The following is a 22,533-nucleotide window of genomic DNA, read 5'->3' as shown; positions in this document are numbered from 1 at the left end:
GGGGTCAGTCCGCCAGGCCGGACAACCGCGCGCGCAACTCGGGCCAGGAGGCCCCGAAGCCGGGGTGCAGCGGGAGGTCGGCGACCTCCCCTACCGGCACCCAGCGCAGCTCGATGCTCTCGACGTCGGCCATGCGCGCCTCGAACGGCCGCACCGCCTGCGTGACGACGGTCGTGTACGACCAGAAGCCGAGGTCGAGCACGCTCTCGAAGAGCACGCGCACGGCGTCGGGCGGCACGTCGGCCTCCTCGTGGGCCTCGCGTAGCGCGCCCTCGACGGCGGACTCCCCCTCGTGCCTCGCCCCGCCCGGCAGCCCCCAGGTGCCGCCGAAGTGGCTCCAGTCGGCGCGGTGCTGCAACAGGATGCCGCGCTGGAGATCGTGCACCAGCAGCCCGGCTGCGCCGAACCGTCCCCAGAAGCGTTCGCCCTGAGGGCCTTCAACCCACGCGTCACCCGAGTTCACGGTTCCACGTTAGCCGCCCGGACGAGCGGAGGCGGACGTAGGGTCGCACTATGACCGTCCGCAGCGCCGCCCTCCTGCTCCACCGCCGCTCGTCCACCGGGCCGGAGATCTGGCTCGGGCACATGGGCGGGCCGTTCTGGGCGCGCAAGGACGACGGCGCCTGGTCGCTGCCCAAAGGGATCGTCGAGGCCGGGGACACGGACGAGCTGGGCGCCGCCCGCCGCGAGTTCGCGGAGGAGATGGGCGTGGAGGCGCCGGATGCGGACTACCTGCCGCTGGGCGACTTCCGGACCTCCGGCAAGGTGATCGTCGTGTTCGCGGGTGCAGCCCCCGACTTCGAACTCACGGAGGTCCGGAGCAACACGTTCGAGCTGGAATGGCCTCCCCGCTCCGGCCGCACGCAGGCGTTCCCCGAGATCGACGACGCGCGCTGGTTCACGCTCGACGTCGCCGCCGAGAAGCTCACGAAGGGCCAGCGGCCCATTCTGGACGCGCTGCGCGAACTTCTCGCGACTGGGGAGGGCGCATGACCCCCGAGTGGACGTATGGTGAGCGCGACAGGGCTGTCCGGGATCCGAAACGCGCAAGGAGGAACCGTGAGCACGAAGAAGGCGGAGAAGGAGGCGGAGCGGTTGCTGGTCGCCGCCCGCGCCGCGGTGGACGAGGCCGAGCGAGCGGTGAAAAAGCTCGACAAGCGCTCCCGCAAGACGGCCGAGGAGCTCTCAGCCCGGCTGGAGCAGGCCGCGAAGGACGCGAAGAAGGCGGTCAAGCGCACCGAGAAGACCGCGCGTGCCGCAGCGGCCCAGGCCGATGCGGTGAGCAGCGGAGGCGTCGCCGCGACGCCGTCCAGCGGCATCCCGACGTTCCACGGGCTGCGCGACCGCGCCAAGGCCCAGGGCATCCAGGGGTACTCGCGCATGAACAAGGCGCAGCTGCTGCACGCGCTGGGCGAAGGCTGACCCGTTCACCGGCCGGTAACCGCACCGGCCTAGCGTGAACGCCCGTGACTGACCCCGACGGATCCGCCGCTCCCGGCCTGCTGCTGAGGTCTGCCCTCGCGCCGGCGCCCCGCACCCTGATCGACATCCTCCGCGCGTCGGTGGCCGCCGATCCCGAGGCCTCGGCGATCGAGGACGCGCGTGGCGCGCTGTCCTACCGGGAGCTGCTGGCGAACGTGCTCGCCGCCGCCGGTCGCCTGAGACTCGCGGGCGTGCGCCCCGGCGACCGCGTGGGCGTGCGGATGACGTCGGGAACGCGCGAGCTGTACCTGGCGATCCTCTCGGTGCTCGCCGCGCGCGCCGCGTACGTGCCGGTGGATGCCGATGACCCGCAGGAGCGCGCCGACCTCGTCTTCGGCGAGGCGGCAGTGCGGGGAGTGATCGGGGACGACGGCTATCGCGCCACCGGAGCCGACGAGGCCGTCCCGCTGTTCGGCGTGGATGCCCCGCACCCGAGCACCGCGGCCGTCCCGCTCGTCGACCCGCCGGTGCCCGACGACGACGCCTGGATCATCTTCACCTCCGGCTCGACGGGCACGCCGAAGGGCGTGGCGGTCCGGCATCGCTCGGCCGCCGCGTTCGTCGACGCCGAGGCGCGGGTCTTCCTGCAGGAGGAGCCGATCGGGTCGCAGGACCGCGTGCTCGCCGGGCTCTCGGTCGCCTTCGACGCGTCGTGCGAAGAGATGTGGCTGGCCTGGGGGCACGGAGCGTGCCTGGTGCCGGCCCCGCGCTCGCTCGTGCGCACCGGCATGGACCTCGGCCCCTGGCTGGAGGCGCACCGCATCACGATCGTGTCGACCGTCCCGACCCTCGCCGCGCTGTGGCCGGCGGAGGCGCTCGACAACGTGCGGTTGCTGATCTTCGGCGGGGAGTCCTGCCCGCCCGAGCTCGTGAACCGGCTCGCCATCGAGGGCCGCGAGGTCTGGAACACCTACGGCCCGACGGAGGCGACGGTCGTCGCGTGCGGCACGGCACTGACCGCGGGCGAGCCCGTGCGGATCGGCCTTCCCCTCGACGGCTGGGACCTTGCGGTCGTCGACGCCGACGGCGTCCCGGTCGGTGACGGCGAGACGGGCGAGCTGGTCATCGGCGGCGTCGGCCTCGCCCGCTACCTCGACCCGGCGAAGGACGCCGAGAAGTATGCCCCGATGCCGACGCTCGGCTGGGAGCGCGCCTATCGCAGCGGCGACCTGGTGCGCTTCGATCCCGCTGGGCTGTTCTACCTCGGCCGCGCCGACGACCAGGTGAAGGTCGGCGGCCGCCGCATCGAGCTCGGCGAGGTGGAGGCCGCCCTCCAGGCACTGCCGGGGGTCTCGGGTGCGGCCGCGGCCGTGCGGAAGAGCGCGGCGGGCAACGACATCCTGGTCGGCTACCTCGCCGTCCCCGAGCGCGACGCCTTCGATCGTGCGACGGCGCTCGCTCAGTTGCGGGAGGAGCTGCCCGCGGCGCTCGTTCCGCTACTGGCCGTGGTCGACGACCTCCCGGTGCGCACCTCCGGCAAGGTCGACCGAGCCGCCCTCCCCTGGCCGCTCGACGACACGGCCGACGGTCCCTCCCCCGCCGGCGACGACCCGGTGGCCGAATTGCTCGCCGCCGACTGGCGCAGCGTGCTCGGGCTGCCGGTGACCGGGCCCGACGACAACTTCTTCGACCTCGGCGGTGGGTCGCTCGCCGCCGCCCAGCTGGTCTCCCTGGTGCGTCACCGCCACCCCGACATCAGCGTCGCCGACGTGTACGCGCATCCGCGGTTCGCCGCGATGGCGCAGGCCCTCGCCGAGAGCTCGCCTCTGCCGTCGGCGGCCTCGACCCACGTGGTGCCGCGCACCCCGCGGCGCATGCAGGTCCTGCAGACCGTGCTCGGCCTCCCCCTCTTCATCCTCAACGGGGTGCGCTGGCTGCTCTACCTGCTCACGGCCGCGGCCATCCTGCGTCCGTTCGGCGGCTTCGACGCGCTGCCGGAGGTCGACCTCGTCTGGCTGATCGTCGGCCTCCTGATCTTCGTCACGCCCTGGGGCCGGATGGCGATCGCGGTCGTCGCCGCGCGCCTCCTGCTGGCCGGTGTGAAGCCGGGCGACTACCCGCGCGGCGGCGGCGTGCACCTGCGCCTGTGGCTGGCCGAGCAGGTGGCGCACCAGATCGGGGCCGCGAGCCTCGCCGGGGCCCCGTGGATCAGCTACTACGCGCGAGCACTGGGCGCGAAGATCGGCCCGGGCGTCGACCTCCACACCCTCCCTCCGGTCACCGGGATGCTGCGGATCGGCGCCGGCGCCTCCATCGAGCCCGAGGTCGACCTCGCCGGCTACTGGATCGACGGCGACCTCGTCCGCATCGGCGAGCTGCGCATCGGCGCGGGCAGCACCGTCGGAGCACGTAGCTCCCTCATGCCGGGGGCCAAGATCGGGCGCGGTGCGACCGTGGCTCCGGGCTCGGCCGTCTTCGGACGCGTCCCGGCCGGGCAGACGTGGGCCGGCTCCCCCGCCGTCCGGGTCGGCCGCTCGCACGAGTGGTGGCCGAAGGAGCGTCCGCCGCGCCGCACGCGCTGGGTCTTCGCCTACGCGGTCGCGTCGCTGGTCGTCTCTCTCGCGCCGGTCATCGCCTTCGCAGCGGGTGCGCTCGTGCTTGCAGCGGCGATCCGGGGCGCGGCGAGCATGGCGGACGTCGCCGGGCGCGCGTTCGCCGCGCTGGTCCCCGGCACGCTGGTCGCCGGGCTGGTGCTCGCGGGTCTCGTCGTACTGATGGTGCGGCTGCTCGGCATCGGCATCGAGGAGGGCGTGCACCCCGTGCGCAGTCGCGTCGGCTGGCAGGTGTGGTCGACGGAGCGGCTCCTCGACATGGCGCGCACCATCCTGTTCCCGCTGTACGCCAGCCTCTTCACCCCGGTCTGGCTGCGGATGCTGGGCGCGCGGGTCGGGACCGACGTGGAGGCGTCGACCGTCCTCCTGCTCCCCGCGATGACGCGCATCCGCGACGGTGCGTTCCTCGCCGACGACACGCTCGTGGCGTCGTACGAACTCGGCGGCGGCTACGTGCGCATCGCCCGGGTCGAGATCGGCGAGCGTGCCTTCCTGGGCAACTCCGGGATGGCGGGCGGCGGAAACCGCGTCCCCCGCGACGGTCTCGTCGCCGTGCTGTCGGTCGCGCCCCGCAAGGCCAAGGCGGGCTCGTCGTGGCTGGGGTCCCCTCCCGTCAAGCTGCGGCGCCGCGTGCAGGAGGCCGATGTCTCGCGCACCTACGCGCCCTCCACGGGCCTGCGGGTCGCCCGCACGACGTGGGAGCTGCTGCGCATCGTCCCGGTGCTCGTGACGTGCGCGATCGGACTCGGCGTCGTGCTGGGACTCGGTGCGATCGTCGAGGCGTGGGGCGTGTGGTGGGCCGTGCTGCTCAGCGGGCCCGTGCTGCTCGCCGCCGGAGCCGGGGCCGCCGCGATCAGCTCCGCCGCGAAGTGGGCGCTGCTCGGGAGGCTGCGCGCGGGCGAGCATCCCCTGTGGTCGTCCTTCATCTGGCGCAGCGAGGTCTCCGACACCTTCACCGAAATGGTCGCCGCTCCCTGGTTCGCGTGGGCCGCCGCGGGAACGCCCGCGCTCGTGTGGTGGCTGCGCAGCCTGGGAGCGCGGATCGGGCACGGCGTCTGGATCGACAGCTACTGGCTCCCGGAGGCCGATCTCGTCTCCCTCGGCGACGCGACGACGGTCAATCGGGGTTGCGTCGTGCAGACGCACCTGTTCCATGATCGAATCATGAGCATGGACGAGGTCATCATCGAGCGCGGCGGCACCCTGGGCCCGCACAGCGTCATCCTCCCGGCGGCCGCGATCGGCGCGGAGGCGACGGTCGGCCCGGCCTCCCTGGTCATGCGCGGCGAGACGGTCCCCACCGGAAGTCGCTGGAGCGGCAACCCGATCGGTCCCTGGCGCGAGGTCGTGGTGCGGCAGTACCAGACGCGGGCGGCCCGATGACCGGCGCCACCGCCGCGACGGTCCCGCACACCTACCTCCCGCGCTCCGGCACCGACGACTACGCGGTGCTCTCCTACGACCTGACGCTCGACTACCGGGTGACGACGAACCGCCTCGACGCGGTCGCCGTCATCACGGGCCGCGCCGCCGCGCCGCTCACCGCGATCGTGCTCGACCTGGTGCACCTGCGCGCCAAGAAGGTGCGCCTCGACGGGGAGAAGCGCACGAAGTTCTCGCAGAACCCGACCCACCTGCGCGTGACGCCCTCCACTCCGATCGCCGCGGGCGACGAGTTCCGCGTCGAGATCTCCTACGACGGCTCCCCCGCCCCGCGCCGCACCCGCTGGGGCACCCTCGGCTGGGAGGAGCTGACCGACGGCGTGATCGTCGCCGCGCAGCCGTCGGGCGCGCCGACCTGGTTCCCGTGCAACGACCGGCCGTCGGACAAGGCGTCGTACCGCATCCGGATCACGACGGAGGCGGCGTACACGGTGCTCGCCACCGGTGAACTGGTCGAGCACAGCGTCGGCGCCGGCCGCGGCACCTGGCTCTTCGAACGCTCGGAGCCGACCGCGACCTACCTCGCCGCCGTGCAGATCGGCCGCTACACGCTCGAGCCGCGACGCACCGGCGACGTGGAGGTCGTGCTCGCCTACCCGGCCGCGCTCGCCCGCCGCGTGCTCGCCGACTTCGCTCCGCTCTCCCGGATGCTCGACTGCTTCCAGGAGCGCTTCGGTCCGTACCCGTTCCCGTCGTACACGGTCGTCGTCACGGAGGACCCGCTGGAGATCCCGCTGGAGGCGCAGGCGATGGCCACCTTCGGCGAGTCGCACGTCGACGGCCGCGGCGGCTCCGAGCGCCTGATCGCGCACGAGCTCGCTCATCAGTGGTTCGGCAACAGCGTGGGCCTCGCGAGCTGGCGCGACATCTGGCTCAACGAGGGTTTCGCCTGCTACGCCGAGTGGATCTGGTCGGAGGCGTCGGGTGGCCCGTCCGCCAACGCACTGGCGCGGACTCATCACGCGCTGCTGCGGGTGAAGGCGCACGACCTCGTCCTCGGCGATCCGGGGCCGGACGCGATGTTCGACGACCGCGTCTACAAGCGGGGCGCGTGCACGCTGCACGCGCTGCGCAAGCGGATCGGCGACGAGCGGTTCTTCGACCTGCTGCGCGCCTGGTGCGCGTCGAACCGGTTCGGGACCGTCGACTCCGGGATGTTCGAGGAGCTCGCGGCCGAGTTCGCGGAGGAGCCGCTCGACGAGTTCTTCGACGCGTGGCTGCGCGGAACCCGCTTGCCGTCGCTCTCCGCCTGACGCTCGTGGCGGCCGCTGCAGGCGGGCGGTCCGGACGACGCGCGAGCGCCTCCCGGACCGCGTGACCTTACGGCTTCAGGAGCACCTTGCCGACACGGCCCTGGCGGTCGCTGGCGTGCACGGCGTCGTGGATGTCGTCGAACAGATAGACGCCCGCGACCGGCAGCGTGATGCCGCCGGAGATCGCGGCCGTGATGAGCTCGCCGAACAGGGCGTTCCGCTTGTCGGCGGGCATGGAAGCGCTGACCTTGCTGCCCCAGAAGCCCTTCACGGTCGCCTGCTTGAAGATGACGTCGCCCGACGAGATCGACATGGTGTCGGATCCCATCGCACCGAACGACACCAGCGTCCCGCCCTCGACGAGCAGGTGCAGCAGGTCGCCGCTGGACTCGCCGCCGACGGAGTCCACCGCGGCCGCGATCGGCGCCCCGCCGGTGAGCTCGGCGACGTGCGTGCGCCAGTCGTCGTGCGCGGTCGCGACCACGTTGCGGATGCCTGCCTCGGCGAGCACTGTCACGTCGGCCTCCCGCCGAACGAGCCCGATGACGTTGACGCCGCGGGTAGCGGCGAACTGGGCGAGCAGCCGGCCGACGGCGCCGTTGGCGGCGTTCTGGATGATCCAGTCGCCCGCCTCCACCTCGAGGAAGTCGAGGAGGCTGAGCGCACTGAACGGCATCGCCACGAGCTGGGCGGCGGTCTCGTCGCTCAGGGCTTCGGGCACGGGGATGAGTCCCGCGGCCTTCGCCACGAAGTACTCGCTCCACACCCCGAAGGTGCCGCCGGTGACGACGCGCTGGCCCACCGCCGGAGACTCGACGCCCTCGCCCAGCGCGTCCACGATGCCGACGGCCTCGGTGCCCGCCTGAGCCGGCAGTTCCGGCTTGAAGCCGTAGGTACCGCGGGCGGTCCATAGGTCGTGGTTGTGGATGGGCGAGAGCACGGTCCGCACACGGACCTGCCCGGGCCCCGGTTCCGGGAGCGGTCGCTCCTCCACACCGAGGACCCGGGCAGGGTCACCGAATTCGTGCTGGACGAGAGCGCGCATGGAAGCTCCTTGGCTCGGAAGGACAGGGTCCTCTCCAGCCTAGGCCGCGCACGCCGTGCGTCCGCTGGGCTACTTGAACGTCTTCAGGTTCTTCTCGATCGCGTCGATCACCCCGAGGGCGTCGGAGTACGAACCGGGCAGGAAGTCGGGGGTGCCGACCGCGTGGCCGCCGGAGACGGCTGCCAGGTCCTGGTAGCTCTGCAGGGCGAACAGCTTGTCGATGTTGTTCGCCGGCGTGCCGTCGTTGTTCGTGTAGTAGATCAGGGCGTCGGCGTCGCTCAGCAGGTCGGTCTTCTCGTACGAGACCGACTGGTTGTCGCCGGCCGTGGTGGCGGCGGTGGCCGAGGCGAACTGCGCGCCCAGCTCCTTCAGGATCGCGCCGACGGGCGACGTCTCGCTGTAGATCCAGTAGTTGCCGGCGTCGAAGCCGCCCTGGATGACATCCCACTTCACGGTCGCGAGCTGGGATGCGTAGGTGGAGGAGACGGACGTCACCCGGTCCTCGTACGTCGCCTTGAGTGCGTCGTATTCGTCGGTGACGTTCGCGAAGTCGGCGGTGTACTTCGGGTAGTCCTGCCAGGTGGCGTCGTCGTCGAACGGCGCGAACGCGGTCGGGGCGATCGCCGAGAGCTTCTTGTACGCCTCCTTGAGGTACGGCACGTCGACGCCGATGATCAGGTCCGGCTTCAGGGCCGCGATCTTCTCGAAGTCGATGGTTCCGCCGTCGGTGACCTTGTCGGTCTTCTTCCAGTCGGCGAGGTAGCGCTCGGGCACGTACTGCTCTCCGCTGTTCTCGACGCCGACCGGGGCCACGTCGAAGTCGAGCAGGGACTCCGTGGTCCACGAGTGCACCGACACGATGCGCTTCGGGTGCGTCGGGATCTTCACGGTGCCTTCGGGGGTCGAGACGCTCCGGGTGTCGGAACTGCTTCCGGAGTCGCCGGTGGCGGGGGCGCTGCAGGCCGCGAGGGCGAGCGCGAGGGCGGCGCCGGTGATGGCCAGTGCGACGCGGCGGAGTCCGGGACGGCGGTGGGGGTGCTGTGTCATGTGTCCTTCGATCGGTGGATGGAGCGGGTGGAGGTGGAGAGGGAGTAAGGGCTCAGCGCGCGGAGGTCGGGCGCGCGGAGGGCGGCGGCGCGTCGGCGAACACGCGGCCGGGCGGCCCGAGCGGCACGACGAGCGGGGTGCCCGAGATCGGGTCGGGCAGCACGTGCGCGGGCAGACCGAAGACGTCGTGGACGAGTGCGGCCGTCACGACGTCGGCCGGGGCGCCCTGGGCGACGATGCGGCCCTCGTTCATCGCGATGATGTGGGTCGCGTAGCGGCTGGCCTGGTTGAGGTCGTGGAGCACGGCGACGAGGGTGCGCCCCTCGAGGTTGAGCTCGCGGAACAGCTCGAGCAGCTCGAACTGGTGGGCGATGTCGAGGAACGTCGTCGGCTCGTCCAGCAGGAGGATGCCCGTCTGCTGGGCCAGCGCGAGCGCGACCCAGACGCGCTGGCGCTGCCCGCCCGACAGCTCGTCGACGCGGCGGCCGGAGAGCTCGGTGATGTTCGTGGCGCGCAGCGCGGCGGCGACGGCGGCCTCGTCCTCTGCACTCCAGGTGCGGAAGGCGCTCTGGTGCGGATGGCGGCCGCGCGCCACCAGGTCCGCCACCGTGATGCCGTCCGGTGCGAGCGAGGTCTGCGGGAGCAGGCCGAGTCGGCGGGCGACCTCCTTCGTGCGGTAGGCGTGGATGTCGCGCCCGTCGAGCAGCACCTGGCCGGCGGTCGGGCGCAACAGGCGGGCGAGGCCGCGCAGCAGGGTGGACTTGCCGCACGCGTTCGGCCCCACGATGACCGTGAAGGACCCGTCCGGGATCGCGACGTCGAGGCCCTCGGAGATGGTGCGCCCGTCGTAGCCGAGGGTGGCGCCGGTCACCGCGAGCGGCGCCACGGCAGGGGTGGTCTCGGTCATCGGCGTCGCCCTTCCGCGATCAGGAGCCAGACGAAGTAGCCGCCGCCGAGCACGACCGTGACGAGGCCGACCGGCACGGCCGCCGGGAGGGCGTGCTGCGCCACCCAGTCGGCGGCGAGGAGCAGCACGGCACCGGTCGCGGCCGACACACCCAGGGTCACGCCCGCGGTGCCGGCCAGGCGGCGAGCGATCTGCGGCGCGCTCAGAGCGATGAACGCGATGGGACCGGCGAGGGAGGTCACGGTCGCGCTCAGCGCGACGCCGACGATCGTGGCGGCCAGCCGCGTGCGCTCGACCGGGACGCCGAGCTGGGCGCCGGCGTCGTCGCCGAGCTCGAGCATCCCGAGTCCGCGCGCGAGGGCCGCGGCGCACGGGAACAGGACGATGAACACCCCGCCCGCGAGCAGCAGCTGCGGATACCCGGCGCTGTCGAGCGAGCCCGCGCCCCAGAAGGCGGCGCCGATGGCCTCCATGGTGTCCGTGTGCAGGAGCATCCAGGTGTTGACGGACGTCAGCATGGCGGTCACCCCGATGCCGACGACGATGAGGCGGAAGCCCTGCATCCCGCGCCGGTACGCCAGCGCGTAGACGACGCCCGCGGTCGCGAGGCCGCCGGCGATCGCTCCCCCGGTGACGGCCAGCGACGAGCCGGCGTGGAAGCCGAGCATCACGATCAGCGCGCCGGTGTACGCACCGGTGTCGAAGCCGATGATGTCGGGGCTGCCGAGCGGGTTGCGGGTGAGCGACTGGAAGATCGCGCCGGCCGCTCCCAGGGCGAGGCCGAAGAGCGCGGCGAGCAGGACCCGCGGCAGCCTCCACTCGACCACGATGGTGTGCACGATCCCGCTCTCGCGGCCGGTGAGGGCGCCCACCACCTGGTCGACGCCGAGTGCGTAGGAGCCGGTGGCGAGGGAGAGCAGCGCGATCGCCACGGAGACGGCCGTGAGCACCACGACCGTCACCACCGTGCGGCGCGGCAGCCGGAACGAGAAGCGCCGGCGGCGAACGACGACCTGGCGGGCGCCGAAGTCGACCGCGGCGTCGGCATCGGCTGCCGGGACGCGCGTGCCCGCGGTCACAGGGTCACCGCCCGCGACCGGCGCACGAGGGCGATGAGGACGGGCGCCCCGACGAACGCGGTGACCAGTCCGACCGGCAGCTCGGCCGGGCTCATCACGACGCGGCCGAGGATGTCGGCGCCGAGCAGCAGCACCGGACCGAGCACGATGGAGTAGGCCAGGATCCAGCGCTGGTCGGGCCCGACGATGGCGCGGGCGACGTGCGGGATCATCAGGCCGACGAACGCGATCGGACCGACAGCGGCCGTGGCCGCGCCCGCGAGCAGAGTGACCGCCACCACCGCGAGGGTGCGTGTGACGGCGGCGCGGCTGCCGAGTGACGCCGCCAGGTCGTCGCCGAGCGCGAGGGCGTTGAGCCCGCGGGTCGCGATGGCGGCCACGACCAACCCGACCAGCACGACCGGCGCTACGACCGCGGCAGCCTGCACCGGCTGTGCCACGAGGCTGCCGGCCGACCACCCGAGCATGCGCTGGAACGCGGTCGGGTTCGCCAGCTGGATGGCGGAGGTGATGCCGCCGAGCACGGCCGCGACGCCGATCCCGGCCAGTGTCATCCGGAGCGCGGTCGCCCCTTCGCGGGCGCTCATCCCGATCAGCGCGACGACCACGGTGGCGACGACCGCGCCGAGCAGCGCGAGCCACAGGTACTGGCCGATGTCGTGCATCCCGAGCACGGCGACGCCGAGCGTGACCGCGAGCGCCGCGCCGGCGTTGACGCCGAGGATGCCGGGGTCGGCCAGCGGGTTGCGGGTGAAGGCCTGGATGACGCCGCCCGCGACGCCGAGCGCGGCCCCCGCGAGCACGCCGAGCAGGGTGCGCGGCACCCGCAGGCCGGTGATCACGAGGTCGTCGTCGGAGCGACCAGGATGCAGCACTGCCGGGAGCACGTGGTCGAGCGGGATCGCCTTGGCCCCGACCGCGATGCTCGCGCCGAGCAGGACCACCAGGAGGGCGAGAGCGACGAGCAGCCAGCCCAGCCGCCAGGTCAGCGGCCGGGCGGTGCGCTCGCGTCGCGCCTCCGAGGGGGCGATGGGGGCGCGAAGGGACACGGGCGACTCTCTGAGGGGGGGCGACGTCGGGAGGCGGCTCGAAGTACTTAGGTAAGGCTAACCAAAGCGGCCAGAGGTCAGCGTATGTCACCGCGCGGGGTCCGCGCTATCGGGGATCCGACACGTCGTATCGCGAAGCCGCCACGTTCCACAGCGCGGCGAAGTGACCGCCGGCGGCGACGAGGTCGGCGGGAGACCCCGCCTCCACGATCGCGCCGCCCTCCATCACCACGATGAGGTCCGCCTCCGCGGCCTGCTCGAGGCGGTGGGCGACCACGATCGCCGTGCGTCCGGCGATGGCCGCGCGGGCCGCCGCGTCGAGGGTGCGCGCCACGTCGCTCCCCGCCTCCGCGGTGGCCTCGTCGAGCACGGCGACCGCCGGGTCGACCAGCAGCAGCCGTGCCAGTGCGAGGTGCTGCGCCTGCTGCGGGGTCAGCGGGTGGCCGCCCGCGCCGATCCGGGTCGCCGCGCCGTGGGGAAGCGCGTCGATCCAGGAGGCCGCGCCGGTCGCATCGAGCGCCGCTCGCATCTCCCGCTCCCCCGCCGTCGGTGCGCCGAGCCGCAGGTTGTCGGCCACCGTGCCGGCGAAGACGTGGGTCTCCTGTGAGACCATCGCGACGGTCGCCCCTCGGTCGGTGGGCGCGATCGCTCCGACGTCGACGCCGTCGTGGCGGACGCCGCCCGCGTCCGCGGAGCGCACGCCCGCGATGAGGGACGCGAGCGTGCTCTTGCCGCTGCCGGTCGTCCCGACCACGGCGACGTGCGTGCCGGCTGCGATGGTGAGCGAGACGCCCTCCAGCAGCGGGAGGCCGTCGTAGCCGAAGTGCACGTCGCGCAGCTCGACGGATCCACCACCGGGCGGCCGGGATGATCCGGCCACGGTGCGGGACCCGACGTCGACGACGCCCACCAGTCGCGCCAGGCTGGCCGACGCACGCTGGAGGTCGTCGGCGGTTCCGAGCGCGTCGTTGATCGGGTTGAACAGTCCGGCGAAGAAGAGGGCGGCGGCCGTGGCCTGCCCGATGTCGGCTCCGGCCGAGCGGACGAGCAGGAACGCCACGGCCAGGATCGCGCCGAGCCCGAGGAACTCCGCCAGGTTGAGGCGGCCGTAGAAGCGCGTCATCGTGCGCGTGGCCTCGAGCTCCACCTCCACCGCCTCCAGCGACGCCTCGTGTGCACGGCCCGCTCGCTCGCCGTGCAGCCCGAACGCACGGATGGTGGGCAGCGCGGCGAAGGTCTCCAGCAGAGTGGCGGCGCGGCGACCGGCCGCGCGCCGACCGTCCGCGTAGATGCGGCCCGAGCGGCGCAGATACCAGCGCACCGTCACCGCCTGCACGGGCACGGCCACGAGGGCCGCGAGGGCGAACCGGGGATCGAGCCCGGCCAGCCCGACGAGCGTCACCGCGATGGTCACAGCCGCGGTGAGCAATCGGCCCAACGCCCCCTGTGCGACCTCCGCCACCTGCTCCACGTCGTCGGTCACGCGGGAGACCAGGTCGCCCGACCCGGCCTCGACGTCGGCCAGCGGGAGGGTGGCGGCGGCCCTGACCACCTCCTCCCGGAGCCGGCCGAGCGGGGGCAGCACCGCGTGCGCGAGCAGGATCCCGGAGGCCCACGCCGCCAGTCCGCCGACGACCGCGCACCCGGCGAGCAGCCCGAGCGGCGCGACGAGCGCGAGCGGTTCTGCGCGATCGGTGAGCAGCTGGGCGATCCAGCCGATGCTGCCCGGGATGCCGAGACCGGCTGCCGCGCCGACGACGAGGGCGACCGCGGTTGCGGCCAGCGTCGAGCGCGAGTGCGCGAGGGCTGTGGCGGCGAATCGGCGCACCTCGCGCGGGGAGGCGACGGGGAGGAGCGTCCGCCGGCTCATCGTGCAGCCTCCATTCGGTCGCCGCCGTCGACGGGCACGACCTCGTCGCAGCGCGCCAGCCAGGCGGGCGACGAGGTCAGGACGACGGTGGTCCGCCCGTTCCGGAATGCGCGCACCCGCTCGGCGATGACGTCCTCGGTGGCAGCGTCGATCGCGGTGGTCGGGTCGTGCAGCACCAGGATCGGCGGATCCGCAGCGAGGGCGCGGGCCAAGGCGACGCGTTGCCGCTGGCCGCCCGACAACCGCAGGCCGCCCTCCCCCACCTCGTCGGCGACGATCTCGTCGGCGAATGCGGCATGGAGGGCCGGCCCGACCCGATCGGCGGGGCCGACGACGGCGACGTTGTCGCGAGGCGAGCCCTGGAAGAGCGCGGACTCGTGCGGCGCGATGAGGAGCCCGGGTCGGGACGCTCCCGCCTGCCGCAGCGCCGCGAGCATCGCGGCCGCGTCCGCCGCACTGGCGGTGGGGATGCCGACCATCGCGCCGCCCGGCACGGTGAAGGTACCGGCGGGCCCGTCGACGTGGAGCGCGGCGGAATGGTCTAGCGCCTCATCCCGCGCCGCCGCAGGTGCGGTGTGCGGGGCGCTCGCGTCGGCACGCAGCAGTCCCAGGATCCGCGTCGCCGAGGCACGTGCCCGGGCGGCCGCCGCCGGGACGGCCGCCAGCGTCTGCAACGGTCCCGCGAGGAACTGCGCGAGACCGAGGGAGGCGATCAGGCCGCCCAGGGACAGCGCCCCGCTCAGGGCGAGCCACCCGCCGACGCCGACCACCAGCAGCAGGTAGAGCCCTGTGGTCATCACGGTCACGCCGTCGCGCAGGGAATGCGCGCGCACGGCCCGCGTCGCGGCGCCTGTCGCCGACCTGCTCGCGTCCGTGTAGCGGCGGGAGGCCGTCGTCTCGGCCGCCAGACCCTTGACGACGCGCAGTCCGCGCACGAGGTCCTCCGCCAGTACCGCCGCGCGTCCCGCCTCTCGCTGCTCGTCCCCGCTGCGCGCCTCCACCCCGCGGGCGATCGCCGCGTTGGCGACGAGCACCGCGACGGTCCCGATCACGATCACCAAGCCCAGCAGCGGAGACGATGCCAACAGGACGACCGCGGCAGCGACCAGCGCGACGGCCGCAGCCAGCGCCGAGGCGATCACGCCGACGAAACCGCCCACCCGGTCGGCGTCGCTCGACGCGCGGGTGAGCAGCTCGCCCGGCGCGTGCTCGTCGACCGCGCCCGGGCGGGCGTCGAGGATGCTTTCGACTACGCGCATCCGGAGAGCATGACCGGCGTGCTGTTTCGCCCGGGCGCTGGCGCGAGCGCCGAAACGGTACGACGAGGAGAGAAGGGCGAAGTCCGCCGCGAGGACGGCCAGCCAGAACCCCAGTTCGAGCGGCGTCCCGCCGGCGATCGCCCCGCTCACGGTGGCGCCGATCACGACCGGCACCAGTGCTTCGCCCATCTGGTGCGTGCTGTAGAGCAGACACGCCAGAGCCATGTCCCGGCGGCGGGAGCCGACAGCCCACGTCAGCAGCGCGCGCGGCGAACGCGGGATCGGAGCCGGGCGAGCAGACGGAATGGAGCGTGGCACCCTCCGACCCTAGGCGCCGGGTCAGCTGACGGGTGAGCGCTATGCTGACAATGCATAGCGCGGAATCGCCACCCGTCCGGTTCCCGCACGAGAGGAGCCACGGGCGTGAGCACCGACGTCATCGAACTGCACCGCTTCGCGCTCGACCGCGGCGAAGGCTTCGAGCCGCACCGTCATGACGACCACCAGCTCATCTGGGCCTCATCCGGCGTCCTGACCGTCGAGGTCGAAGGCCGCTACTGGGTGCTCCCGACGACGCTCGGGCTGTGGATGCCCGCGGGCGTGCTGCACGCGCCGCTCGCCGTGCGCGATTCCGTGATGGAGGGCATCTACTTCGACCCCGAGCGCACGCCCGTCTCCTGGACCGCGCCGACCGTCGTGCGGATGAGCCCGCTCAGCCAGTACCTCGTCGCCTACCTCGGCGACGACCTCGGCGCCGAGGAGCGCGCCCGCGCCGAGCGCGTCCTCGTCGACACCCTGCGTCCGGTCGGCAAGCGCGCCATCGCCGTGCCCCTCCCGAGCGATCCCCGCGCCCGGGACGTCGCCCGCCTCCTGCTCGCCGACCCGGCCGACCGCCGCAGCCTGGACGAGTTCGGCCGCGAGGTCGGCGCCAGCGCCCGCACGCTCCTCCGGCTGTTCCAGGCCGAGACCGGCATGAGCTTCGGCACCTGGCGCACGCACGCCAAGCTCCAGGCCTCCGTCGCGCTGCTGGCCGAGGGCGAGACCGTCTCCCGCGTCGCCTACCGGGTCGGCTACAGCACGCCCAGCGCCTTCATCTCGGCGTTCCACCGCGTCGCGGGTCACACGCCGGGCGCCTACTTCGCGCCCGGAGCGGACCGCCCCGGCGAGGCGCGAGCGGAGCACTAGTCGCACTCGAGGCCGAGCGGTATCGGACCGCGACCGCAGTCCGTCTCCAGTAGGGCGGACGGGACTTGAACCCGTGACCGGCGGATTATGAGTCCGATGCTCTAACCAGCTGAGCTACCGCCCCGGTCGTGTGCCGCCCGGTCACTCCGGGGCGGGCACGCTGTCGGCCGCGTCCGTCACCGGGTCGGCCACCGGCTCACCACGATACAGGCTCTCGAAGGTCGAGATCGTGCGCTGGATGTCGTGCGAGGCGACGATGCGGAGCGACGCGTTCTTGAGCACGTCGAGCTGCTCCTGCGGCAGGGTGAGCACGCTCTCGAGCTTGTCGGCGAGGTCCTGCGCGTCGCCCGGGCGGAACAGGTGACCGTTCTCGCCGTCGTGCACCAGGTGCGGGAGTGCCATGGCGTCGGCCGCGACGACCGGGAGCCCGGAGGCCATGGCCTCCATCGTCGCGATCGACTGCAGCTCGGCGATCGACGGCATCGCGAAGACGGTGGCGCGCGTGTACGCGGCGCGGAGCTCCTCGTCGGTCACGTAGCCGAGGAAGTTCACCCGGTCGGCGATGCCGAGCGTCTCGGCCATGGCCTGGAGGTTCTTGAACTGGTCGCCGCCGCCGACGATCTCGAGCTGCGCGTCGAGGGAGGCCGGGAGCAGGGTGATCGCCTTCAGGAGCACGTCGATCTGCTTCTCGCCGGTCACGCGGCCCACGAAGAGGATGCGGTTGGCCGTGCGCGGGGTGAAGTCGGGGGTGTAGTTCTGCGCGTCGATGCCACACGATATGGCGTGCACGCCACGCAGGCCGGTGGCCTTCTCCAGGAAGTCCGCGGCCTTGCGCGTCGGCGTCGTGACGGCCTCGGCGCGATCGAAGCTCTTGCGCGCGTCCCGCCACTCGAGGGCGACGAGCACTCGCTGGAGGAACTTCGGGATGACCGTGAACTCCATGATGTTCTCGGGCATGACGTGATTGGTCGCGATGATGCGGATGCCGCGCTTCTGCGCCTCGTAGGCGAGGCCGCGGCCGACCACGATGTGCGACTGGAAGTGAACGACGTCCGGCTTCACCTCGTCGAGCACGCGGCGCGCGTTCGCCTTACTCATCCACGGCAGCGCGAAGCGGAGCCAATCGTGGGGATACCAGCGCCAGCTGCGCAGGCGGTGCGCGGTCATCTTCTGGCCTTCGTGCTCCTCGACCCACGTGCCGTGCTTGCGGCTCGCCGCGGGCGCGACGACGTGGACATCGTGGCCGTGCTCGACGAGGCCGGCGGAGAGCCGCTCGGCGAAGCGGGCGGCGCCGTTCACGTCGGGGGCGAAGGTGTCGCACCCCATGAGGATGGTCAGCGGCTTGCGGGCCGGGGCGGGCGGCGTGTCGTTCGTTCCGCTCGGATCTGGCACGTGGTTGGTCCCTACTGTCGTGGGCCGGGTCGGTGGTCCGGCGACGGTTTCGGCGTGCCGGGCGGTGGTCCGCTCCGGCCGATTCAACGGCTTAGTCTAGGCCGGATTCCGTCGAGGTCTCTGCGACGCGCGCGGCGGGCGGCGTCTCGGAGGAGGCCTGAGGGTGGTATTTCGCCAGCTGGAAGACGCCGTACATAGCGACCGCGCCGGTCAGCGCGAAGCCGACCATCGCCCACCAGGGGGCGCCGGCGGCCTCGTCGAGGACCACGATTCCGATGGTCACGGCGACGAGTGGATCGATGACCGTGAGGCCGGCGATGACCAGGTCCGGCGGGCCGGACGAGTACGCGTTCTGCACGAAGTACGCACCGAGCCCGGCCGCGGCGAGGAGGGCGACGATGCAGAGCACCAGCAGCCAGTCCCACTCGTTGTTCGAGACGCGGTCGATGACGACCTTCGCCAGCGTCGCCACGAAGCCGTAGAGGACGCCGGCGCCGACGATGTACATGATCGCCTTGAACCGGTGCCGCAGGAAGAAGAACAGACTCCCGAACACGAGCAGCACGAACGCCAGGATGATCAGGATGATGATCAGCGACCGGCTCGTGACGGGCACGTCCCGCGCGAACACCGCCGCGATCAGCACGAACGCGCCGACACCGCCCACGCAGAGACTGACGGCGACCACCGAGCGCCGGTTGAGGCGCACGCCGCTCACTCGTGCGTTCAGGATGCTCGTGATCACGAGCCCGACCACACCGAGCGGCTGGACCAGGATCAGCGGCGACAGCTTGAGGCTCACGAGCTGGAAGACGATCGCCAGGCCGAGCAGCAGCGTGCCGATCACCCAGGACGGCCGCGCGAGCAGCAGTCCGAGCTGGCGCAGGTTCAGGCCGGACGACGCGTCGCTGGTCTGCGACTCCACCTTGGCGACGCCGTGGTGCTGCAGCTGCGCGCCGATCGAGAGGAAGCACGCGCCCACGAGCGCGATGGGGATGCCGAGGAGCTGGCTCGGCTGGTACGTCAGCTCGAGCGCGTCCATCAGTTCCGTTCCCACCCCACGACCCTACCCAACATGCAGCCGATAGTCTTGCCGAATGGCCGTCCTCCCCATCCGGATCACCGGTGACCCCGTCCTGCACTCCCCCGCCGCACCCGTCACGGAGTTCGACGACGAGCTGCGACAGCTCGTCGAGGACATGTTCGAGACGATGGACGCGGCCCCGGGCGTCGGCCTCGCCGGCCCGCAGGTCGGCGTGCCGCTGCGCCTCTTCGTCTTCGGCTGGACGGACGACGACGACGTCCTGCACCGCGGCGTGGCGATCAACCCGGTGCTCTGGCAGAGCCCGCTCTCGATCGACGAACTGGACGAGGACGAGGAGTCCGAGGGCTGCCTGTCGTTCCCGGGCGAGCGCTTCCCGCTGCGCCGGGCCGAGTACGTCATCCTGCGCGCCGTCGATCTGACGGGCGAGCCGTTCGAGATCGAGGCGGACGGCTGGCTGGCGCGCATCTTCCAGCACGAGTTCGACCACCTCGACGGCGTGCTCTACGTCGACCGCCTCGCGCACCCGTACGCCAAGACCGCGGCGAAGACGCAGCGCAAGAACAGCTGGGGCGTGCCCGGACTCAGTTGGCTGCCGGGTCGCGACCACCTGGAGGACTGACCTCCGTCGGCTCCCGCCAGCGGCGTTCGGAAGCGTGGCCTCCTAGCGGCGCAGCTCCACGCCGTGCACGCCGTTGTGGTGGCGCAGGGCGGGGAACACGACCGCCAGGGTGAAGCCGACGCCGGGGACGGTCTTCGCATTCAGCACCCCGCCGAAGAGCGCGGCGCGATCGCGCAGCTCGTTCAGACCCGCGCCCTCGTAGTACGCGGTGACCGCTCGCAGGTCCTCCTCGATGGAGTACGCGGTCGCCGCATCCACTCCCTCGCGGTCGAGGCCCTGGCGCCGGGCGGCGGCGCGGATGCCGTCGTCCTCGACGCTCACCTGCAGGCCGTCCTGGGTCCAGACGAACGAGACGGAGACCCGCGTGCCGGGGCCGCCGTGCTTCAGCGCGTTCTCCAGGCTCGTCTGCAGGATGCGGAAGACGGCCAGCTCGGCGCCCTGGCGGAGGGCGAACGACTCGCCGGTCTCGGTGAACGTCACCTCGATGCCGGCGTCGCGCATGATCCGGAACAGGTCGCGGGCGGAGTGGAGGCGCGGCTGCGGCTGAGCGGCGTCCTGCCCTTCCCGCACGACGTTCTGGAGGCGGCGCAGGTCGCCGAGCGCATCCCGGGCGGCGGTCTCGAGCGCCGGAGTGGACCGGGCGGCGGCGGCCGGATCGGTGGAGGCGGCGTAGCGGATGCCCTCTGCCTGCGCCACCAGCCGGGTCACGGTCTGCACGGCCACGTCGCCCAGCTCGCCCGCGATGCGGAACCGCCCCGCCTGCTCGGCGAGCTCGAGTTCACGGTCGATGCGGTCCCACTCCGACTCCTCGCGGGAGTCGCGGAGGCGGCGGTAGCGGCGGTTCTCGAACAGCCAGAGGGTCAGGAGCGCGAGCGCCGCCACCAGCAGCACGGCGCCGATGATCAGAGCGAGCGGGGTCATCACGGTCCTTCCTCGGCCGCCTGCGCGGCCCGGAAGATCCTATCCCGGGCCGCGCGAGGGGGCTGCCGGCGCCGGTCAGACGCCGTCGGAGCGGTTCGCTCGCAGCACTTCGAGCCGCGCGCGGTACTCGACCTCGTCGATGTCGCCGTTCGCGTAGCGCTGGGCGAGCGTCTGCTCGGCGGAGCGGGTCGCGGAGTGGGCCCATCCGGGCCCGCCGAAACCACCGCGGGCGGCCGCGGCACGACGCCAGCGACGCCCGGCCAGGCTGAAGATGAGCACGAAGACGGCGATCCAGAAGAGGGGGATGAGGAGGAACAACCAGCCGAACCCGAAGCCGGGACCGGCCCAGACGGTGCAGGGAGCGGCGGCCAGTGCGGTCGCGACGGCGGAGCTGAACATGGTGGGTCCAATCGGTCGATGCCGCCCGCGGCTCTCGCGGACGGTGACTCCAGCCTCCGCGTCGCACCGGTTCCGCGAATCCGCCCCGGGGAGTGACCTGGCCTACTCCCCCGGGAGCAGCGTCGGCCCGAGGCTCGGCGTCACACCTGACCCGGCCGCACCAGGCCGGTCTCGTAGGCGAGCACCACGAGGTGCACGCGGTCGCGCGCGCCGAGCTTCGTGATGATGCGCGAGACGTGGGTCTTCGCGGTCAGAGGGCTCAGGTACAGCCGCTCGGCGATCTCCGCGTTGGTCAAGCCGTGTCCGACCAGGGCGAGCACTTCCCGCTCGCGCTCGGTCAGCACCGCGAGGCGCTCGAGGTCCGGCGCCGGCCCCAGACCGCCCGCGACCCGGGAGAGGAGGCGCCGTGTCGCGCCCGGGGACAGCAGGGCATCCCCCTCGGCGACGACACGGATGGCGCGCAGCAGTTCGACCGGCTCGGTGTCCTTCACCAGGAAGCCGCTCGCGCCCGCGACGATCGCCTGAGCGACGTACTCGTCCAGCTCGAAGGTCGTCACGATCACGATCCGGGTGCCCGCGAGGGCGGGGTCCCGCACGATCTCACCGGTCGCCCACAGACCGTCGCCGTCCGGCATCCGGATGTCCATCAGCACCACGTCGGGCGCGGTGCGGCGGATGACGTCGACCGCCTCTCGCCCTGTCGCGGCCTCCCCGACGACCTCCAGGCCGTCCTCCGCCTCGAGCAGAGCACGGAAGCCGGCCCGCACCAGATGCTGGTCGTCGGCCAGCACGACCCGGATCATGCGGCCTCCGCCGGTCGCGCCGGGAGACGCGCCTCGACGGTCAGGCCACCGCCGTCGGTCGCGCGCGTGCCGAACCGCCCTCCGAGCAGCTCGGCGCGCTCGCGCATCCCGAGCATCCCCTTGCCCTCGGTCACGGCGTCATCGGGCCGCCCGCGCCCGTCGTCGGCGATGGTGAGGACGTACCAGCCGTCGACCTCCGCGATGCGGATGTCGACGTGCTGCGCCTGGGCGTGGCGCCCGGCGTTGGTCAGCGACTCCTGCACGATGCGGTAGAGCGCGTGGCCCGTGGCCGCGGAGGCGCCGTGCGGCAGGGTGTTCTCGTACGTGACCTCGAGTCCCGCGCGGCGATAGGTCTCGACGAGCACGGGGATCCGCGAGACGTCGGGCTCGGGAGACCGGTCGGCGTAGCCGTCCGAGCGGAGGAAGCCGAGCACGCCCCGCACCTCCTCGAGCGCTTGACCGCTGGTCGTCTTGATCGCCTCCAGGCTCTCGCGCGCCTTCTCGGGCCGGGTGTCGAAGAGGTGGAGGCCGACGCCCGCCTGCACGCTGATCTGCGAGAGCGAGTGCGCGAGCACGTCGTGCAGCTCGCGGGCGATGCGCAGCCGCTCCGCCTCGGCCGCTGCCTCGCGGCGTGCGGCGAGGGTGCGGGACACCTCGCGGAAACGCTCGCGGCGGTTGCGCAGCGCCTCCCCCACGCCCAGCAACAGGACCAGCACGAGCGCGAGGATCAGCGGACGGATGATGGAGGTCGGCCGTGACGTCAGCAGGAACGCGGCGAGTGGCGCTGCGACCGCGAAGGCGGCCAGCGTCCACCAGGCCCACACGCGTGCGCCGCGGACCACGGCGCCGACCACGGCGAAGGCCAGCGGCAGGGCGCTGAGCGGCGGGCCGTTCGTCAGAGCGATCGCCGGCACGCACAGCACGGCGATGGCGACCACGACGGGTCCGGGATGCGCCCGGCCGAGCGCGAGCAGGCCCGACGAGAGGAAGGCGATCAGCATCGCGACCGCCGTGAGCGGGTGTCCCGCCGCGTCGAAGAACGCGATCAGCAGCCCGGGCAGCTGGAGCAGCGCCACGACGACCACCGGGAACCAGCGCGTGCCGCGCGGTCCTTCCCGATCCGTCCAGGGCGGCGTGCGCGTGCCGACGGGGGTCTCGTCACGCGGGGAGAGGGGCATCTCCC

The 22,533-nt window shown here is 72.8% G+C and carries 20 protein-coding genes and 1 tRNA gene; 6 read left to right on the top strand and 15 right to left on the bottom strand.

Annotated features, from left to right (window positions below):
• Window positions 1-4: 4 nt before the first annotated feature.
• Window positions 5-463 carry an NUDIX hydrolase gene (locus FHX33_RS05840; RefSeq protein ID WP_039922093.1) on the bottom strand — a complete coding sequence of 153 codons (459 nt, stop codon included), beginning with the start codon at window positions 461-463 and terminating at the stop codon, window positions 5-7.
• Window positions 464-513: 50 nt separating this feature from the next.
• On the opposite strand from FHX33_RS05840, the gene FHX33_RS05835 reads away from it, so the two are divergent.
• The 4 genes from FHX33_RS05835 to FHX33_RS05820 all read left to right on the top strand — a co-directional run bounded on the left by FHX33_RS05835 (window position 514) and on the right by FHX33_RS05820 (window position 6,730).
• Entirely contained in the window at window positions 514-993 is a 480-nt protein-coding gene (locus tag FHX33_RS05835; protein WP_021762862.1) for an NUDIX hydrolase, read from the top strand.
• 66 nt (window positions 994-1,059) lie between these two features.
• Window positions 1,060-1,422 (top strand): hypothetical protein, encoded by a 363-nt coding sequence (locus tag FHX33_RS05830; RefSeq protein ID WP_039922096.1) that lies wholly within the window; start codon window positions 1,060-1,062, stop codon window positions 1,420-1,422.
• 44 nt (window positions 1,423-1,466) lie between these two features.
• A complete protein-coding gene (locus tag FHX33_RS05825) occupies window positions 1,467-5,417 on the top strand; it encodes a Pls/PosA family non-ribosomal peptide synthetase (RefSeq protein ID WP_021762864.1) in 3,951 nt (1,316 codons plus the stop codon).
• A complete protein-coding gene (locus FHX33_RS05820; protein WP_021762865.1) occupies window positions 5,414-6,730 on the top strand; it encodes a M1 family metallopeptidase in 1,317 nt (438 codons plus the stop codon). Before FHX33_RS05825 ends, FHX33_RS05820 begins: the two co-directional genes overlap by 4 nt.
• A 67-nt stretch (window positions 6,731-6,797) precedes the next feature.
• On the opposite strand, the gene FHX33_RS05815 is transcribed toward FHX33_RS05820, so the two are convergent.
• The 7 genes from FHX33_RS05815 to FHX33_RS05785 form a co-directional block, all read right to left on the bottom strand.
• Window positions 6,798-7,775 (bottom strand): zinc-binding dehydrogenase, encoded by a 978-nt coding sequence (locus FHX33_RS05815; protein ID WP_021762866.1) that lies wholly within the window; start codon window positions 7,773-7,775, stop codon window positions 6,798-6,800.
• A gap of 69 nt (window positions 7,776-7,844) precedes the next feature.
• Window positions 7,845-8,822 (bottom strand): ABC transporter substrate-binding protein, encoded by a 978-nt coding sequence (locus FHX33_RS05810; protein ID WP_021762867.1) that lies wholly within the window; start codon window positions 8,820-8,822, stop codon window positions 7,845-7,847.
• Between the two features lie 52 nt (window positions 8,823-8,874).
• A complete protein-coding gene (locus tag FHX33_RS05805) occupies window positions 8,875-9,729 on the bottom strand; it encodes an ABC transporter ATP-binding protein (RefSeq protein ID WP_183428265.1) in 855 nt (284 codons plus the stop codon).
• The gene (locus FHX33_RS05800) at window positions 9,726-10,808 is read right to left on the bottom strand and encodes an iron chelate uptake ABC transporter family permease subunit (protein WP_183428264.1); all 1,083 of its coding nucleotides are present in this window, start codon (window positions 10,806-10,808) and stop codon (window positions 9,726-9,728) included. Before FHX33_RS05800 ends, FHX33_RS05805 begins: the two co-directional genes overlap by 4 nt.
• Window positions 10,805-11,857, bottom strand: a complete 1,053-nt coding sequence (locus FHX33_RS05795) for an iron chelate uptake ABC transporter family permease subunit (protein WP_183428263.1) — start codon at window positions 11,855-11,857, stop codon at window positions 10,805-10,807. The genes FHX33_RS05800 and FHX33_RS05795 overlap by 4 nt, the downstream gene beginning before the upstream one ends.
• Before the next feature lie 106 nt (window positions 11,858-11,963).
• Window positions 11,964-13,727 (bottom strand): ABC transporter ATP-binding protein, encoded by a 1,764-nt coding sequence (locus tag FHX33_RS05790; protein WP_183428262.1) that lies wholly within the window; start codon window positions 13,725-13,727, stop codon window positions 11,964-11,966.
• Window positions 13,724-15,304 carry an ABC transporter transmembrane domain-containing protein gene (locus FHX33_RS05785; protein ID WP_183428261.1) on the bottom strand — a complete coding sequence of 527 codons (1,581 nt, stop codon included), beginning with the start codon at window positions 15,302-15,304 and terminating at the stop codon, window positions 13,724-13,726. The genes FHX33_RS05790 and FHX33_RS05785 overlap by 4 nt, the downstream gene beginning before the upstream one ends.
• 105 nt (window positions 15,305-15,409) lie before the next feature.
• On the opposite strand from FHX33_RS05785, the gene FHX33_RS05780 reads away from it, so the two are divergent.
• Window positions 15,410-16,171 (top strand): helix-turn-helix domain-containing protein, encoded by a 762-nt coding sequence (locus FHX33_RS05780; protein ID WP_183428260.1) that lies wholly within the window; start codon window positions 15,410-15,412, stop codon window positions 16,169-16,171.
• Window positions 16,172-16,221: 50 nt separating this feature from the next.
• On the opposite strand, the gene FHX33_RS05775 is transcribed toward FHX33_RS05780, so the two are convergent.
• The 3 genes from FHX33_RS05775 to FHX33_RS05765 form a co-directional block, all read right to left on the bottom strand.
• Window positions 16,222-16,295 (bottom strand) — tRNA-Ile (locus FHX33_RS05775).
• Between the two features lie 17 nt (window positions 16,296-16,312).
• Window positions 16,313-17,563 carry a glycosyltransferase gene (locus FHX33_RS05770; protein ID WP_039921028.1) on the bottom strand — a complete coding sequence of 417 codons (1,251 nt, stop codon included), beginning with the start codon at window positions 17,561-17,563 and terminating at the stop codon, window positions 16,313-16,315.
• A 91-nt stretch (window positions 17,564-17,654) separates the two neighbouring features.
• On the bottom strand, window positions 17,655-18,620 hold the full coding sequence (locus tag FHX33_RS05765; protein WP_039921027.1) for a DMT family transporter: 966 nt from the start codon (window positions 18,618-18,620) through the stop codon (window positions 17,655-17,657).
• A gap of 40 nt (window positions 18,621-18,660) precedes the next feature.
• On the opposite strand from FHX33_RS05765, the gene def reads away from it, so the two are divergent.
• The gene (gene def / locus FHX33_RS05760; protein WP_021758020.1) at window positions 18,661-19,227 is read left to right on the top strand and encodes a peptide deformylase; all 567 of its coding nucleotides are present in this window, start codon (window positions 18,661-18,663) and stop codon (window positions 19,225-19,227) included.
• A 42-nt stretch (window positions 19,228-19,269) separates the two neighbouring features.
• Here def and FHX33_RS05755 read toward each other — a convergent pair whose 3' ends face one another.
• The 4 genes from FHX33_RS05755 to FHX33_RS05740 all read right to left on the bottom strand — a co-directional run bounded on the left by FHX33_RS05755 (window position 19,270) and on the right by FHX33_RS05740 (window position 22,528).
• Window positions 19,270-20,148 (bottom strand): sensor histidine kinase, encoded by an 879-nt coding sequence (locus tag FHX33_RS05755; RefSeq protein WP_021758019.1) that lies wholly within the window; start codon window positions 20,146-20,148, stop codon window positions 19,270-19,272.
• Between the two features lie 75 nt (window positions 20,149-20,223).
• Complete coding sequence (locus FHX33_RS05750) at window positions 20,224-20,547, bottom strand: SHOCT domain-containing protein (protein WP_021758018.1); 324 nt, start codon at window positions 20,545-20,547, stop codon at window positions 20,224-20,226.
• 140 nt (window positions 20,548-20,687) lie between these two features.
• The gene (locus tag FHX33_RS05745; protein ID WP_021758017.1) at window positions 20,688-21,350 is read right to left on the bottom strand and encodes a response regulator transcription factor; all 663 of its coding nucleotides are present in this window, start codon (window positions 21,348-21,350) and stop codon (window positions 20,688-20,690) included.
• The gene (locus FHX33_RS05740; RefSeq protein ID WP_021758016.1) at window positions 21,347-22,528 is read right to left on the bottom strand and encodes a sensor histidine kinase; all 1,182 of its coding nucleotides are present in this window, start codon (window positions 22,526-22,528) and stop codon (window positions 21,347-21,349) included. Before FHX33_RS05740 ends, FHX33_RS05745 begins: the two co-directional genes overlap by 4 nt.
• Window positions 22,529-22,533: the final 5 nt, after the last annotated feature.

This window comes from Leifsonia aquatica (genome assembly GCF_014190775.1).
In the GTDB taxonomy this organism is placed as follows: Bacteria; Actinomycetota; Actinomycetes; order Actinomycetales; family Microbacteriaceae; genus Leifsonia; species Leifsonia aquatica.
Note: the sequence above shows the minus strand (reverse complement) of the source record. Positions and strands in the feature narration are given on the sequence as shown.

Coding starts and splice junctions, on each gene's coding strand:
- FHX33_RS05835 (WP_021762862.1), top strand. CDS start 514: ATGACCGTCCGCAGCGCCGCCCTCCTGCTCCACCGCCGCTCGTCCACC.
- FHX33_RS05820 (WP_021762865.1), top strand. CDS start 5,414: ATGACCGGCGCCACCGCCGCGACGGTCCCGCACACCTACCTCCCGCGC.
- FHX33_RS05815 (WP_021762866.1), bottom strand. CDS start 7,775: ATGCGCGCTCTCGTCCAGCACGAATTCGGTGACCCTGCCCGGGTCCTC.
- FHX33_RS05810 (WP_021762867.1), bottom strand. CDS start 8,822: ATGACACAGCACCCCCACCGCCGTCCCGGACTCCGCCGCGTCGCACTG.
- FHX33_RS05805 (WP_183428265.1), bottom strand. CDS start 9,729: ATGACCGAGACCACCCCTGCCGTGGCGCCGCTCGCGGTGACCGGCGCC.
- FHX33_RS05790 (WP_183428262.1), bottom strand. CDS start 13,727: ATGAGCCGGCGGACGCTCCTCCCCGTCGCCTCCCCGCGCGAGGTGCGC.
- def (WP_021758020.1), top strand. CDS start 18,661: ATGGCCGTCCTCCCCATCCGGATCACCGGTGACCCCGTCCTGCACTCC.
- FHX33_RS05755 (WP_021758019.1), bottom strand. CDS start 20,148: ATGACCCCGCTCGCTCTGATCATCGGCGCCGTGCTGCTGGTGGCGGCG.
- FHX33_RS05750 (WP_021758018.1), bottom strand. CDS start 20,547: ATGTTCAGCTCCGCCGTCGCGACCGCACTGGCCGCCGCTCCCTGCACC.
- FHX33_RS05745 (WP_021758017.1), bottom strand. CDS start 21,350: ATGATCCGGGTCGTGCTGGCCGACGACCAGCATCTGGTGCGGGCCGGC.
- FHX33_RS05740 (WP_021758016.1), bottom strand. CDS start 22,528: ATGCCCCTCTCCCCGCGTGACGAGACCCCCGTCGGCACGCGCACGCCG.